At 45.7% G+C, this 15160-nt stretch carries 15 protein-coding genes; 9 read left to right on the top strand and 6 right to left on the bottom strand.

Translation table 11 applies throughout. The features are described from left to right. Positions 1 to 202 precede the first annotated feature (202 nt). The 5 genes from MHM93_RS06035 (at position 203) to MHM93_RS06015 (ending at position 5977) form a co-directional block, all read left to right on the top strand. Positions 203 to 871, top strand: a complete 669-nt coding sequence (locus tag MHM93_RS06035) for a DUF1826 domain-containing protein (protein ID WP_239448372.1) — start codon at positions 203 to 205, stop codon at positions 869 to 871. A gap of 9 nt (positions 872 to 880) precedes the next feature. Continuing rightward, the gene (locus tag MHM93_RS06030; protein WP_239448371.1) at positions 881 to 2212 is read left to right on the top strand and encodes a dihydroorotase; all 1332 of its coding nucleotides are present in this window, start codon (positions 881 to 883) and stop codon (positions 2210 to 2212) included. Positions 2213 to 2228: 16 nt separating this feature from the next. Beyond that, positions 2229 to 3131 carry a GTP cyclohydrolase FolE2 gene (gene folE2, locus MHM93_RS06025; RefSeq protein WP_239448370.1) on the top strand — a complete coding sequence of 301 codons (903 nt, stop codon included), beginning with the start codon at positions 2229 to 2231 and terminating at the stop codon, positions 3129 to 3131. An 8-nt stretch (positions 3132 to 3139) separates the two neighbouring features. Further along, entirely contained in the window at positions 3140 to 3700 is a 561-nt protein-coding gene (locus MHM93_RS06020) for a carbonate dehydratase (RefSeq protein WP_138508592.1), read from the top strand. Between the two features lie 99 nt (positions 3701 to 3799). After that, a complete protein-coding gene (locus tag MHM93_RS06015; protein WP_239448369.1) occupies positions 3800 to 5977 on the top strand; it encodes a M3 family metallopeptidase in 2178 nt (725 codons plus the stop codon). A 106-nt stretch (positions 5978 to 6083) separates the two neighbouring features. On the opposite strand, the gene MHM93_RS06010 is transcribed toward MHM93_RS06015, so the two are convergent. From MHM93_RS06010 to cutA, 6 genes are all read right to left on the bottom strand, one after another. Further along, positions 6084 to 6659 carry a DUF3299 domain-containing protein gene (locus MHM93_RS06010; RefSeq protein ID WP_239448368.1) on the bottom strand — a complete coding sequence of 192 codons (576 nt, stop codon included), beginning with the start codon at positions 6657 to 6659 and terminating at the stop codon, positions 6084 to 6086. A 160-nt stretch (positions 6660 to 6819) separates the two neighbouring features. Beyond that, positions 6820 to 8160 (bottom strand): acetyl-CoA carboxylase biotin carboxylase subunit, encoded by a 1341-nt coding sequence (gene accC / locus MHM93_RS06005; protein WP_022946050.1) that lies wholly within the window; start codon positions 8158 to 8160, stop codon positions 6820 to 6822. Between the two features lie 27 nt (positions 8161 to 8187). Next, positions 8188 to 8652: an acetyl-CoA carboxylase biotin carboxyl carrier protein gene (accB, locus tag MHM93_RS06000; RefSeq protein WP_045980407.1), complete on the bottom strand. Its 465-nt coding sequence runs from the start codon at positions 8650 to 8652 to the stop codon at positions 8188 to 8190. Between the two features lie 25 nt (positions 8653 to 8677). Continuing rightward, positions 8678 to 9130, bottom strand: coding sequence for a type II 3-dehydroquinate dehydratase (aroQ, locus tag MHM93_RS05995; RefSeq protein ID WP_045980406.1), 453 nt, complete (start codon positions 9128 to 9130; stop codon positions 8678 to 8680). Between the two features lie 250 nt (positions 9131 to 9380). Next, positions 9381 to 11165 carry a protein-disulfide reductase DsbD gene (locus MHM93_RS05990; protein ID WP_239448367.1) on the bottom strand — a complete coding sequence of 595 codons (1785 nt, stop codon included), beginning with the start codon at positions 11163 to 11165 and terminating at the stop codon, positions 9381 to 9383. Further along, complete coding sequence (cutA, locus tag MHM93_RS05985; RefSeq protein WP_022945974.1) at positions 11165 to 11485, bottom strand: divalent-cation tolerance protein CutA; 321 nt, start codon at positions 11483 to 11485, stop codon at positions 11165 to 11167. Before cutA ends, MHM93_RS05990 begins: the two co-directional genes overlap by 1 nt. Before the next feature lie 140 nt (positions 11486 to 11625). On the opposite strand from cutA, the gene MHM93_RS05980 reads away from it, so the two are divergent. The 4 genes from MHM93_RS05980 (at position 11626) to MHM93_RS05965 (ending at position 15131) form a co-directional block, all read left to right on the top strand. Further along, the gene (locus MHM93_RS05980; protein ID WP_022945975.1) at positions 11626 to 12105 is read left to right on the top strand and encodes an FxsA family protein; all 480 of its coding nucleotides are present in this window, start codon (positions 11626 to 11628) and stop codon (positions 12103 to 12105) included. A 113-nt stretch (positions 12106 to 12218) separates the two neighbouring features. Beyond that, entirely contained in the window at positions 12219 to 12506 is a 288-nt protein-coding gene (locus tag MHM93_RS05975; RefSeq protein WP_022945976.1) for a co-chaperone GroES, read from the top strand. A gap of 55 nt (positions 12507 to 12561) precedes the next feature. Then, positions 12562 to 14211 carry a chaperonin GroEL gene (groL, locus tag MHM93_RS05970; RefSeq protein ID WP_239448366.1) on the top strand — a complete coding sequence of 550 codons (1650 nt, stop codon included), beginning with the start codon at positions 12562 to 12564 and terminating at the stop codon, positions 14209 to 14211. Positions 14212 to 14618: 407 nt separating this feature from the next. Then, complete coding sequence (locus MHM93_RS05965) at positions 14619 to 15131, top strand: DUF3016 domain-containing protein (protein ID WP_239448365.1); 513 nt, start codon at positions 14619 to 14621, stop codon at positions 15129 to 15131. The last annotated feature ends 29 nt before the right edge of the window (positions 15132 to 15160 follow it).

Raw genomic sequence — 15160 nt, 5'->3', positions numbered from 1 at the left:
AGGGTTGTCATCACTAAATTGAGTTACAAGGTGTTGATTGCACGTAATTTGAACACGCTTCGTGCTCTGTGCTGTAAACACAGCACAGATTATATGGTCAAAGTAAAAGTAATATGAAATGTTATAATGTTTCATTTTGAAGTTGGGTACGTTATATTTATGCACGCGAAAACACTCCTAAATGACAACGAGGTGCATAATTATGGTGGCTTCAACTCAGGCTTTGTCGGTTCAACTTCCGAAAACCCGTGTTCACACTCAAGGTAATAACCCAACGGTGTTAACCGATATTTTCAAAGATCACGTGAATATGGTGGTTTGGCGACGTGAGCTCTCGGCTGATTTACTCACAGCAATTGACCGGTACATTAGTGAAAACTCGGGCCTCAATATTACCAAGTCAGTAGAAGCGCAGTCGATTGAGACAGAGCTTGAAGATGTACTCAGCGATGCACCTTTTAAAGCGCAACTTGATGAAATGATCGCAGAGCAAGTGGCTATGTTCGCTTGTTTGTTTGAACTTAAGTATATAGGCCTGCGCCTTAAAGTACTTGAGCACGCTATGTGCCCACGTTTTCATGTTGATAAAGTGCCGTGTCGTTTAATTACTACCTTCAGTGGTCCGGGTACGCAATGGCTAGCGCATGACGCGGTACAACGAGAAAAGCTCGGTGGGGTGTCCAAACACCTCAGTGATGAAGAGTCAGGTTTGTATACTGACGCATCACATATTAAGCAGCTAAATACAGGGGACGTGGCGCTATTAAAAGGAGAGCTATGGGAAGGCAATGAAGGAGCAGGTTTAGTGCATCGCTCACCTGCATTAGCGCAGAACCAACGCAGATTAATTTTAACGCTAGACTTTGGATAATGCCTTTAGATGAAGCAGCTAATTAAAAATGCGCTTGTAGTGAATGAAGGGCGCTCAATGGCCGCTGATGTATTGATAAAAGGGCAGCGTATCGAGAAAGTCGCCTCTAACATCAGTGCAGATGCTGACACTCAAGTGCTTGATGCGCAAGGAGCATGGTTACTCCCTGGTATGATTGATGACCAAGTACACTTTCGCGAGCCAGGCCTGACGCATAAAGGCACCATTGCCAGTGAGTCACGGGCTGCGGTGCGTGGCGGTATTACTAGCTTTATGGAAATGCCAAACGTTAAACCCTCTACTACCACCATTGAAGCGCTTGAATATAAGTTTGCGCTGGGTGCGCAACACTCAGCTGCGAACTATTCTTTTTACCTTGGTGCAACAGAAGACAACCTTGAACAAATTAAGCGTTTAGATCCAACGCGCCATTGTGGTGTAAAAGTCTTTATGGGCGCTTCAACAGGTGATTTATTAGTAGAGCACCCGCAAGCGCTCGATGCTATTTTTGAGCATAGCCCAACCTTGATTGTGACACATTGCGAAGATGGTCGTGTGCTTGCTAAAAATGCAGCAAAATATGAAGCTCAGGGCCGAGTTCCTCAAATAGAAGATCATCCGATTATCCGTGATGCCGAGACGTGTTATTCGTCATCGTCTTATGCGGTATCTCTGGCTAAAAAGTTCAAAAGCCAATTACATGTATTACACATCACCACCGAAAAAGAGCTCAGCTTATTCAGTGCAGGCAATATTCAAGATAAAGCAATTACCGCAGAAGCGTGTGTGCATCACTTGTGGTTCAGTGAAAACGATTATCCGCGCATGGGTAATTTGATTAAGTGTAACCCAGCCATAAAAGCACAAACGGATCGCGATGCTTTACTCAATGCTGTGCGTAATGATGTCATTGATATTATTGCTACCGATCACGCTCCACATACATGGCAGGAAAAAAATGTGCCTTACACCGAGGCTCCCGCCGGCTTACCTTTGGTTGAACACGCATTACTGACTCTGTTGGATCATGTGCAGGCATCACGTTTGAGCATCGAGCAAGTCGTGCAAAAAGTAGCGCACAATCCCGCCTTGCGTTACCACATCAAAGAGCGTGGCTTTATTCGTGAAGGCTACTTCGCCGACTTGGTACTTGTTGATCCTAACGCCACCACAGCGATTACCGCTGATAATGCGCACTACTTATGTGGCTGGAACGTGTTTGCGGGCCACACCTTTAACACCAAAATACGCGGTACCTGGGTTAATGGTGAGCATTTGTTCGACGGCGAACAGCTGCACCAAGCACAGAGTAATGCAATGGCATTAGCCTTTAACCGATAATTTACTGGAATCACACATGAATTTGACACTTCCAGACGTTGCGTCTGGTAATAAAGCCCATACTTGCGCGCCTTTAAAATGGGTTGGTATGGAAAAAATTGCCACTCCAATCAATGTACCTATGTCTGCTGAGCAAAGTGTTCGCGTTAATGCAATGAGCGACGTGTTTGTTAGCTTAGACAAGGCAGATGCCAAAGGAATTCACATGTCGCGTCTTTATATTCGCATACGCGACCAGTTAAGCAAGGCACAACTTAGTGGCGAGACCTTAAAAACATTATTATTGGATTTAGCCGAATCGCAACAAGGGCTTAGCCAGTCTGCGCGGGTACGTTTAGAATTCGACTTAATGCTCAACAAAAGTGCCTTACTGAGCGACCAATTTGGTTATCAAAGTTACCCTGTTGTGCTTGATGCCCAATTAGTTGATAACACCGTGCACACCACACTGGAACTCGTGATTCCGTATTCGAGCACATGCCCTTGCTCAGCGGCACTTTCTCGCCAAGCCTTAAGTGACAAAATTGCACAGCAGTTCGATGGACAAAGCATTGATAAAGCCAGTTTGCTTGATTGGATTGAATCTGAAAGCGGTAGCGTAGCAACACCACACAGCCAACGTTCATACGCGACACTAAAGCTGACATTAGGCAATGAAGAGTTACCTAACTTGGCCGATTTGATCGTGCATTTTGAAAAGGTCATCGGCACAGCAGTCCAAACTGCTGTTAAGCGCCAAGATGAGCAAGCCTTTGCGCAATTGAATGCACAGAACCTGATGTTCTGTGAGGATGCGGCGAGACGCCTAAAAGAAGCATTAGAGCAAATGACGTGGGTAAGCGACTATTGGTTCAAAGTCGATCACCAAGAAAGCTTACATGCTCACAATGCAGTGGCCATTGATCAAAAATATAACTAGGAAGCACCATGCTAAGAAAAAACCCCAATGGGGATATACCGCAAGTCGCGCAAGGTGCATTTATCGATCCAACCGCCATTATATGCGGCAAAGTGATTGTTGAAGAAAATGTATTTATTGGCCCTTATGCTGTGATTCGCGCCGATGAAATAGACGAAGATGCTGATATGCAGCCGATTGTTATCAAGCGCGATTCAAACATTCAAGATGGTGTGGTTATCCACTCTAAATCAGGTGCTGCCGTTACCATTGGTGAACGCACCTCAATTGCACACCGCTCAATAATTCATGGGCCCTGTGAAGTTCAAGACGATGTGTTTATCGGTTTCAACTCAGTCATCTTTCGCACGAACGTAGGTAAAGGTTGTGTGGTGCGACACAATTGTGTGATTGACGGCTTAGATCTCCCCGATTACTTTCATGTGCCACCTATGACGAACATAGGTCCAGGTTTCGATCTTGAAAGCATAGAAAAAGTTCCCCCAGAGTATGCCAGCTTTTCAGAATCAGTCGTATCGGCAAACCATTACTTGGTAAAAGGTTACAAAAAACTGTCGAATGAACTGTAAAGCTCAGTAATTTACCTCGAGTCAATTGAGGTCTTAACGATAATTAGTAATCACTTTTAGTGATGATATAACAGCATGAAAAGTGCGAAGGAAACAAGAATGAAATTAACATTAAGTGCAGCAGCGGTTTTTAGCGCGCTAATGCTTTCAGGGTGTGAACAAAATAACACCGCAAATGCGACGCCAGAGGCAAGCGCTAAGCAACGACAATTCCAAAATGCTGGGCGGGGTGAAAGCCGATCTCAAGCAAACCCTCTTTTCAGTGCGAGTACGCTGACTTATGGAGCGCCAGCCTTTGATAAAATTACCGATGCGCATTTCCAGCTTGCATTTGAAAAAGGGATGAAAGAGCAAGCACTAGAAATTGAAGCAATTGCAAAAAATTCCCAAGACCCAACGTTCGAAAATACCATTATCGCTATGGAGAAAAGTGGTGTATTACTTACTCGTACAAGCCGTATTTTCTTTAACTTAGTCGGGACAGATAGCAACCCTGAGCGTCGTAAGCTACAACAAGCGCTTGCACCTAGGCTCGCAGCCCATAACGATAATATTAAGTTAAATGGGCAATTGTTTGAGCGTATTGAAACGCTTTATAACCAACGAGACGGGTTAGATCTTGATGCACAGTCAAAGCGTTTGGTTGAAGTTTACTACCGTGACTTTGTACGTGCAGGTGCCAAGCTAAACAAAGAGCAAAAGACAAAAGTACGCCAAATTAACGAAGAACACTCATCGTTAACCACACAGTTCGCTCAAAACTTACTTGCAGAAAGCAGCAATATCGCAGTAGTTGTTGATGATGTAGCTCAGCTTAAAGGTTTGTCAGAAGCGCAACTCAAAGCAGCCTCTGCAGCGGCCGAAGCAGCAGACCACAAAGGTAAGTACTTAATTAGCATCACCAACACTACACGCCAGCCAATTCTTGCCTCGCTAGACAACCGTGAACTTCGTCAACGTGTGTGGGAAGCATCAGCTTACCGTGCGCAAGAGGGTGAAAACGATAATCGCACCATCGTTTTACGTTTAGTTGAACTGCGTGCACAAAAAGCACAGCTTCTTGGCTACGACAACTGGGCAAGCTACAGCCTAGAAAAACAAATGGCTGGTACACCGAAAGCAGTTTACGACATGTTTGGTTCAATGGTGCCAGCAGTTGTTGAGAACACGAAGAAAGAAGCAGCTGACATTCAAGCTCTTATGAGTGAAGAGTTAGAAGGTGCAGAAGTTCAGCCTTGGGATTGGGCATACTACGCAGAAAAAGTGCGTCAGCAGCGCTATGATCTTGACGCCAACGAAGTTAAAAAGTACTTCGAGTTTAACCGTGTTTTGGAAGACGGTGTATTTTTCACCATGAACCGCCAATACGGTGTGACCTTCAAGCCACGTACTGATCTACCAGTTTACCACCCAGACGTAAAAGCATACGAAGTATTTGACGAGGATGGCACTAGCTTAGCGATTTTCTACGCTGACTACTTTGCTCGTGAAGGCAAACGTGGTGGTGCTTGGATGAGCTCATTTGTAGGCCAGTCTAAGTTACTTAACCAAAAGCCTGTGGTTGTAAATGTGATGAACATTGAGAAAGCACCAGAAGGCGAGCGTACGCTAATAAGCTATGACAACGTAACAACCATGTTCCATGAGATGGGCCATGGTTTACACGGCATGCTGTCTGATGTGAAGTACCCGAAACTGGCTGGTACTGCGGTATCGCGTGACTTCGTTGAGTTCCCCTCAACATACGAAGAAGACTGGGCTGCATATCCTGAAGTAATCAAAAACTATGCTAAGCACTTCCAAACGGGGGAACCGATTCCAGCTGAGTTATTAGAGAAAGTGATCAAATCACGCACATTCAACATGGGTTATGACACGCTTGAATACATGTCAGCAGCTTTGCTTGATATGGAATGGCACAGCATCTCAGTTGATAATGTACCCACTAATGCAAACGAGTTTGAGCAAGCCGCACTTGAAAAGCATGGTGTTGACTTAGACTTTGTTCCACCTCGTTATAAATCAACCTTCTTCGCACACTCAATGGGCGGCGGCTATTCAGCTGGTTACTACGCTTACATGTGGAGTGAAATTCTAGCTGCTGACGCATTTTCATACGTGCAAGAGCAAGGTGGTTTGAAACGAGAGTTAGGTATGAAATACCGTAAAGAAATTCTATCAGTGGGTAACTCACGTCCACCAATGGAGTCTTACAAAGCGTTCCGTGGTCAAGCGCCAACGACTGATGGTTTGTTAAAGCGCCGCAATCTGAAATAATAATACCTGACTAAAGGCCAGCTTTACTTATCCGTAAGGCTGTTATCAAAAAGGCTTAGAGCATACACTAAGCCTTTTTTCATCCCCAGAATCCATTTGAATGGAACTAATTCTCGTACGACGTCATATTTGCCAACTCAAGCGTGTAGGCTGCTGTACCTAGCTCATTCTTCATTGTTTTTATACGCACAGTGCCTTCAAACCAAAATGCATCGTACAGGCTTTCCAGCTCTATGCCTTCTGCAGAGCGGACGAATATCATCTGATTAGGAGGCGGTGGCGGCATATGCAGGCAGGCACCGAAGTAAGGCACAATAAAAAACTCTGTGATCTTTTGCTCTTCATTGTTTTCCAAAGGCACTACAAAGCCTGGCAAGCGAATATTCTCCCCATCGAAACTTTCTATGACTGCCTTGGACTCTAACGCACTTTGATAACGTTTAGCCTGTTTGTCTGTGGCCTCAATGTTACCCAATGCATCGAGGGTGTCTTGTTCTGAGCCATCAGTGATCTCGTTTAAATACTCAGGTGGATTGAGTAGGGCATCTAAATCGTCTTTCGGCATTAGCTCAATCCACTCAACTTCTTTATAAGTTTGTGCGAGAGCATGAGGGCTAGATGTCAGCAGCGATAATGAAACCATTAAAGCTGAAAGTGAGTTTTTGAGAAAGTTGCGGTTCATTATAAGACCTTTGAAAATAGACGCTTGGAATTGTGATAATGTAACACTTTCTCGAGGGTGATAGCAGCTCTATATGAAAATACACCGACTATCGCTATAAAAGCTCTAAAAACAAAAAAAGCCGACGTAGGTCGGCTTTGGCTTTGCTTAACATTTAGCTCTATAGGCCAAGTTTCTTCTCTAAATAGTGGATATTAGTGCCACCATTTTTGAAGTTCTCGTCCGATAAAATCAGTTTATGAAGCTCGGTATTGGTTTTAATGCCGTCGATAACCAACTCGTTGAGCGCGTTGCGCGAGCGAGCAATGGCAACGTCACGGTTCTCACCGTAACAAATAAGCTTACCAATCATTGAGTCATAATGTGGCGGTACAGTGTAGTCCGCATAAATGTGGCTATCCCAGCGAATTCCCAAACCACCGGCTGGGTGGAAGCGGGTGATCTTACCTGGTGATGGGATAAAGGTTTTTGGGTCTTCCGCATTAATACGGCACTCAATTGCGTGACCACGGATTTGCACATCTTCCTGAGTGATTGATAATGGCTGACCAGCTGCAATTTTTAACTGCTCTTTGATGAGGTCAATACCTGTTACCATTTCTGTTACAGGGTGCTCTACCTGAATACGGGTATTCATCTCGATAAAGTAGAACTCGCCGTTTTCATATAGGAACTCGAAGGTGCCCGCGCCGCGATAACCAATTTCGATACACGCGCGAGTACAGCGATCGCCAATGTACTTACGCATTTCTGCGGTGATACCCGGTGCAGGTGCTTCTTCAACTACTTTTTGGTGGCGGCGTTGCATCGAGCAATCACGCTCACCTAAGTGAATTGCGTTGCCTTGGCCGTCTGCCAATACTTGCACTTCGATATGGCGCGGGTTTTCTAGGAATTTTTCCATATAAACCATGCCGTTACCAAAGAACTGTTTGGCTTCTTGCTGAGTAAGGGCGATGGAGTCGACCAGCTCTTTCTCGCTGCGTACTACGCGCATACCACGGCCACCGCCGCCGCCAGCGGCTTTGATGATCACTGGGTAACCGATGCGCTTAGCAATTTGCATATTACGTTCGGTGTCGTTAGTGAGCGGACCATCAGAACCGGGTACGCAAGGAACGCCGGCTTTACGCATCGCTTCAATGGCCGATACTTTGTCACCCATAAGACGAATGGTGTCGCCTTTAGGACCAATAAATACAAAGCCACTTTGCTCAACTTGGTCGGCAAAATCAGCGTTTTCCGATAGGAAACCATAACCTGGGTGAATAGCGACTGCATCGGTGACTTCCGCCGCAGCAATAATGCGGGGGATATCTAAGTAGCTTTCGGTAGCAGGTGGCTTACCAATACAAATAGTTTCATCTGCAAGGAGCACGTGTTTCAGGTCACGGTCGGCGGTAGAATGCACGGCAACCGTTTTTATACCTAGCTCTTTACAGGCGCGCAGAACACGAAGTGCAATTTCACCTCGGTTTGCGATAACAACTTTATCTAACATAGTTAGTGCCTTGTTTGAGTTGCGCGATTATTCGATGATGAAAAGAGGTTGGTCGAACTCAACAGGCTCGCCATTCTCAACCAAGATTGCTTTAACCGTACCGGCTTTATCAGCTTCAATCTGGTTCATCATCTTCATCGCTTCAACGATGCACAAAGTGTCGCCTACGTTAACCTTACTACCTACTTCAACATAAGCAGCGGCTTCTGGTGAAGAGGCCGCGTAGAATGTACCAACCATAGGTGAAGTTACTTCATGGCCGCTAGGGCGAGCAGGTGCATCGCTTGCTGCTGGTGCGTCACTTGCTGGAGCAGCCGCTGGGGCTGCAGGAGCAGGAGCCGCTTGTGGCGCCAAGGCGTAATGCTGTGGCATCGCAGGAGCTTGGCTATGACGGTTAATACGTACCGACTCTTCACCTTCGGTGATCTCAAGCTCAGCAATGCCAGACTCTTCAACTAGTTCAATTAATTTCTTTATTTTGCGAATGTCCATGAAAAACCCGCCTGTTAGTTAGTTTTTAATTCGAATTCTGCAACCGGTTTACCGCTGCTTGAAGCGCGAAGTGGTAACCCATTGCACCAAAACCGCAGATAACCCCTTGTGCCACGTCAGAAAAGTAAGAGTGGTGACGGAAGGGTTCGCGTTGATGAATGTTGCTGAGGTGAACTTCAAAGAAGGGAATATCAACACTGAGTAGAGCATCACGCAGGGCCACACTGGTGTGGGTGAATGCGGCAGGGTTTATAATAATGCTATCAAATTGCTGCCACGCGTCGTGAATGTGCTCTATTAATGCTGCTTCGCTGTTACTTTGAAAGTGCGCCAGCTCAACATTTAAGGCCGCTGCTGCATCATTTAGTTCACCGGTGATCTGCGCCAGTGTTTTTACGCCATATTTATCCGGCTCACGCTTACCTAACATGTTTAGGTTAGGACCGTTAATAACTAAAATCTTAAACTTTGCAGCCATAATGCGACTAAAATCCTTTATCTTGTGAGTTTTAAGTGATTGTACAAATAATAGTATTTAACTTAAGGGCAAAAGTAGCAAATAGCAAACTTTTCTCACGTTTGCCGACTATTATAGAGAGTTCGACGTAAATAGCAGCAAAATACTGGTCTAATGACCTTGTTAACCAGGTTTGGCTAGGTGGGGTTTACTAGTGTGGGGAAAATGAGCAGGGTGATGAGGCTCACCCTGCATTAATCAGTAAAAAGGATTACTGTGCTGCGTCACGTACTGCTTGTAGGTGGGAAGCAAATTCATCTGCCCCCATAAAACCGGTGACTCTCAGCTCAGGTAATTCTTCGTTGCTGTTATCAAAAAACAAAATACTTGGTAGACCAAAAACGGTGTAGTGCTCCATTAATTCAATGGTGGTGTCATTACTTTCGGTGAGGTCGACCTGTACTAAGGTGAAATGCTCAAACTGCTGTTGCACGTTGTCTTTCGGGAATGTGTACTTCTCAAACTCTTTACATGCCACACACCACTCGGCATAGAGATCAACCATCACCAAGCCATCGGTTTGAGCAATCAAGGTTTCCAGTTCTGCTAAATTAGCTACATGTACAAATTCACCATGCTTTTCGTTAGAGGAAACTGTCGCAGCCGTGCTGTTACTCTGTGGCTTAGGCCAAATGTAGTTTTGTACCAGCATTAAGCCACCAACAAACAGCAGCATGGCAAAACTCCATAGAGTCGTTTTTCCTTTCCCTTGGTTTTGCCCGCTTTGCCAATAATGTAAGTAGATAGCGGTAGCAATGGCCAACAAGCCGGCCATTAGCAGGATCACCTCGAAAGGTAAAATACGCTCTAATAAGATAAGTGGCACAAACAACATTAAGAAGCCAAATAAGGTTTTTACTTGCTCCATCCAGCCACCGGCTTTGGGGAGTAATTTCCCGCCCGAGGTGCCTAATAGCAGCAGTGGTAGGCCCATACCTAGGCTTAAGGCATACAAGGTCAAGCCACCAACCACAAAATCGCCGCTTTGAGCCACATAAAGTAGCGCTGCAGAAAGTGGTGCAGTGGTGCACGGCGAGGCAATCAGACCGCTGAGCACGCCCATCAAGAATACGCCGGTGTAGTTTCCGCCTTTTTGCTTATTACTGACTTCTGTTAGGCGGTTCATCAAACTTTGGGGTAAACGAATTTCGTAAAGCCCAAACATCGATAGCGCCAGCAATACAAACAGCAAACTAAAGCTGATTAATACATAGGGGTGCTGTAAATAGCCTTGAATATGCCCGCCGAAATAGGCAACCACTAAACCTAGTAGCGCGTAGGTCACGGCCATGCCCTGCACATAAACAAACGACAGGCTAAAGGCTTTTTTCGTAGAGAGGTTTTTCTGCCCAGCGATTAAGCTAGAAAGAATCGGAAACATGGGGAACACACAAGGTGTAAACGCCAGGCCGATACCGACAACAAAAAAGAATACTAAATTAGTGACTAAGCTTTGGCTGGCTAAACGCTCAGTGAGTGATTGTTCACCCTCATCACTGGTGGCCTTGTTAGCCGGGACCTCGGTGGTTGGCGTTTCGGCAGTCGCCGTGCTGGCAGCAAGGGCCGTAAGCGGAATTTCCACCACTTCAGGGGGGTAGCAAAGGCCTGCTTCGGCGCAGCCCTGATAACGTACTTTGACACTGGCATTATCACCAACATCGCTGAGTTTGGAGATAATACTCACACTATCAAAATAGACCTCAGTGCGACCGAAAAACTCGTCTTCAATCATGTCCCCTTGGGGAAGGTCACTGGGTGGAGTGATGGTGGCGCCCTTACCGACGAACTCTAACTTGTGTTTGTAGAGATAATAACCTGGCTCAATATCCCACCCTACAAATAAAGTGTCGCCTTGTTGGTCAAAGTCGAGCTTAAATGCCTGCTCGACGGGGAGAAAAGTGCTTTTAGAGGGCTCTAATAAGCTATTTAAAACGGAGTTGTTCGCCCAACTTAGCGAGCTAAACGCTAAGGTGAGCAAAAACAGCACATAACGCATTAATTTAATACCTCATCCATCCAATTAAAATACGCCAGGTTTCCGGTGGCCACATCAACAACCTGAATTTCAGGCACTTCATAACTATGTAGCTGTTTAATGGTTTGGATCACCTGGTTCATTTTCTCAGACTTGGTTTTAATTAGCAGTTTGGTCTCGTTTTCGCTGGCCACTTCTCCTTGCCACATGTAGATTGACTCTACTTCGGGAAGAATGTTGACACAGGCGGCGAGTTTTAACTGCACCAATTGTTCTGCCATCGCGCGTGCTTCTTGTTTATTTGCACAAGTTGTAAAGATAAGCCGGTAGTGAGTAGTCATACTGAACCTTTTTGTGAGTCCCGTTTCTAACCCCCATACTAGCTGATAGCAAGGGCAAAGCCCATAGAGCGACAACAGATGACTTGAAATCTGACCTTATCAACCTCAATTCTATTTCATCGACTTTTATGAGAGCCGTTATGTTCAGAGCACTTTTTTTACTATTTATCATTGTTCCAATCATCGAAATCGCGCTATTAATTCAATTAAGCGAGGTGATTGGCGGTGTTGCCACCATTGCCTTAATTATCGTTACCGCGATTTTGGGCGCTAAGCTGGTGAAGCAACAAGGCGTTGGCGCAATGCGTGAGGCGCAGGTGCAAATGGCACAAGGGCAAATGCCGGCAAAACAAATGTTTACTGGTATCTGTGTCATCATTGCTGGCGTTCTGTTGTTGACGCCCGGTATAGTGACCGACGTATTCGGCTTCTTATTACTGACGCCAGCAGTGCGCAATAAAATGGCCGCAACCTTTGCTTCTCAGGCGCAAGTGCGCATGAGCCAAGGTATGGGGCAAAGCACCTTCAGTGCTGAATTTCACAGCCATCAACAGCATCAACACAGTGAGCGTCGCGAAGAGCACACCACTATCGAAGGTGAATATGAACGAAAAGAGTAAAAAATTTTAATTTTTACTCTTGGGTTTTAAAACCTCGACCCCCATTAGATATGGCAACTAAATTTTAATGACTTTTCTGTAGTTGTTCAGAAACTGTTAGGAGAAACAAACAAATGAACATTCGTCCTTTACATGATCGCGTGATCGTTAAGCGTCTAGAAGAAGAAACCAAGTCTGCTGGCGGTATCGTGCTGACTGGTTCTGCGGCTGAAAAATCATCGCGAGGTGAAGTAGTGGCAGTAGGTAACGGCCGAGTATTGGATAGCGGCGAAGTACGCGCATTGGAAGTAAAAGCGGGCGACACTGTGTTGTTCGGCTCTTACGTTGAGAAGACTGAAAAAATCGACGGTCAAGAGTACCTAATTATGCGTGAAGACAACATCCTAGGTATCGTGAGCTAACTCACCCCTTGATGTTGACACACTTGGTTTAAACAGAATTTAGAGGAAAGAAACAATGGCAGCAAAAGAAGTACGTTTTGCAAATGACGCCCGCACTAAAATGCTTAAAGGCGTAAATGTATTAGCAGATGCAGTAAAAGTAACTTTAGGTCCTAAAGGCCGTAACGTTGTTCTAGATAAGTCTTTTGGCTCACCCACAATCACTAAAGATGGTGTTTCTGTAGCGAAAGAAATTGAGCTTGAAGACAAGTTCGAGAACATGGGCGCGCAGATGGTTAAAGAAGTAGCCTCAAAAGCGAATGACGCCGCCGGTGACGGTACCACTACTGCAACCGTACTAGCACAGTCAATTGTTAACGAAGGCCTTAAAGCTGTTGCTGCGGGTATGAACCCAATGGACCTTAAGCGCGGTATCGACAAAGCTGTTATCGCCGCAGTCGAAGAGCTGAAAAACCTTTCTGTGCCTTGTGCAGATAACAAAGCCATTGCTCAGGTGGGTACTATCTCAGCCAACTCTGACAAAGAAATTGGTGAAATCATTGCTGAAGCAATGGAAAAAGTAGGCCGTGAGTCTGGTGTTATCACTGTTGAAGAAGGTCAATCACTACAGAACGAACTGGATGTTGTTGAAGGTATGCAGTTCGACCGTGGTTATCTTTCTCCTTACTTCATCAACAACTCAGAAAAAGGTGTTGTTGAACTAGATAACCCACACATCCTATTGGTCGACAAAAAAGTATCAAACATCCGTGAGCTTCTACCTACGCTAGAAGCGGTAGCGAAAACTAGCAAGCCATTGCTGATTGTTGCTGAAGACCTAGAAGGTGAGGCACTGGCAACACTGGTTGTTAACAACATGCGTGGCATCGTTAAAGTCGCTGCGGTTAAAGCGCCTGGTTTTGGTGACCGTCGTAAAGCCATGCTACAAGACATCGCCATCCTAACCGGTGGTACAGTGATTTCTGAAGAAATCGGTCTTGAGCTTGAAAAAGCGACACTAGAAGACTTAGGTACAGCGAAGCGCGTAGTAATCACTAAAGATGACACCACCATTATTGATGGTGCTGGTGAGCAAGAAGCGATTGATGGCCGTGTGGGTCAAATCAAAGCGCAAATCGAAGAAGCGACGTCTGACTACGATAAAGAGAAACTACAAGAGCGCATGGCGAAACTAGCTGGCGGTGTTGCGGTAATCAAAGTCGGCGCTGCGACCGAAGTTGAAATGAAAGAGAAGAAAGACCGCGTAGAAGATGCGTTACACGCAACGCGTGCTGCGGTTGAAGAGGGTGTTGTACCTGGTGGTGGTGTAGCGCTGGTTCGTGTGGCAACTAAGATTGCTTCACTTACCGCTGACAACGAAGACCAAAATCATGGTATCAATGTAGCCCTACGCGCTATGGAAGCGCCACTTCGCCAAATCGTTTCTAACGCTGGTGATGAAGCATCAGTGGTTGTGAACGCAGTCAAAGGCGGCGAAGGTAACTATGGTTACAACGCGGCAACAGGCGAGTACAGCGACATGCTAGAGATGGGTATCCTTGACCCAACGAAAGTAACACGCTCTGCATTGCAGTTCGCAGCTTCGGTAGCCGGTCTAATGATCACCACAGAAGCGATGGTTGCTGAACTACCTAAAGAAGACGCACCAGCTGCACCAGATATGGGTGGCATGGGCGGAATGGGTGGCATGGGCGGCATGATGTAATCATCCCTCAAGCTATCTCGCTTTATAAAACCCAGCTTCGGCTGGGTTTTTTTATGGCTGCTGAATTTCATCCCAAACTAGGCCCTGACAGCAATATTCTTCTGACGTACTGAGAGAAAGCTGAAGGCGGCAACGATTATTGGCTTAGTAACCTTTATTGTTGGGCGCTCAAGGAGTAGCGAACGTTAGACTCAAGCAATAAACAGTCGCTGCTGCTAAATGAGAGATTCGACGAGGCAAACTGTTAAACTCAGAGGGGTGAGTTGCTGGGCGTTGACTCGCTTGGGTACACAGGCTACAAATAGTTATTAATGATTACTAATTGTTACGAACTTGGCGGTGTTTTAGTAATCAAACAACACAACAAGCGGTCTATAGTAGATAGACGTACGCAATTGGAGAGTATGATGAAATCACTGAGCTACAGTTTGGCAATCGCGGCATTAGTTACATCCCTTAGTAGCTATGCTGGCGAAGCAAAAATCAAATGGCATGACTTAGACGACTACACCGATGCGCGTCCAGCGAATGAAGTAAAAAGACCGTTTCACAAGCGACTGGTTAAAAACTTTAATAAGCACTTTAGTAGAGAAGCAGAAAACCTGCCTGAAGGGTATGTGTTTAACGCTGAGATCACCAACCTCGATTTGGCCGGCGATGTGCGCTTTGGGATGAATGAGATCCGCGTGATTAAACCTATCTACATGCCTAAAATTAACTTTACTTACTCGGTCACCGATGCCGAGGGTAACGTGGTCAGTGAAGGGGAAGCGGACTTAAAAGACATGCAGTTTATGGATCGCATTCGCTCACCTCGAGCCAACGAAGCCAACTATTATGATTTTCGCTTGATAAGCTCGTGGTTTGAGAAAACCTTGTTGCCTGAGCTGGGTATCGAGCCGAAGAAAGCCTATCGCTAGCGACTAGCACTATTTAATTAAGGCAAAGT

It is taken from the genome of Pseudoalteromonas sp. MM17-2 (assembly GCF_022347945.1).
Taxonomy (GTDB): domain Bacteria; phylum Pseudomonadota; class Gammaproteobacteria; order Enterobacterales; family Alteromonadaceae; genus Pseudoalteromonas; species Pseudoalteromonas ruthenica.
Note: the sequence above shows the minus strand (reverse complement) of the source record. Positions and strands in the feature narration are given on the sequence as shown.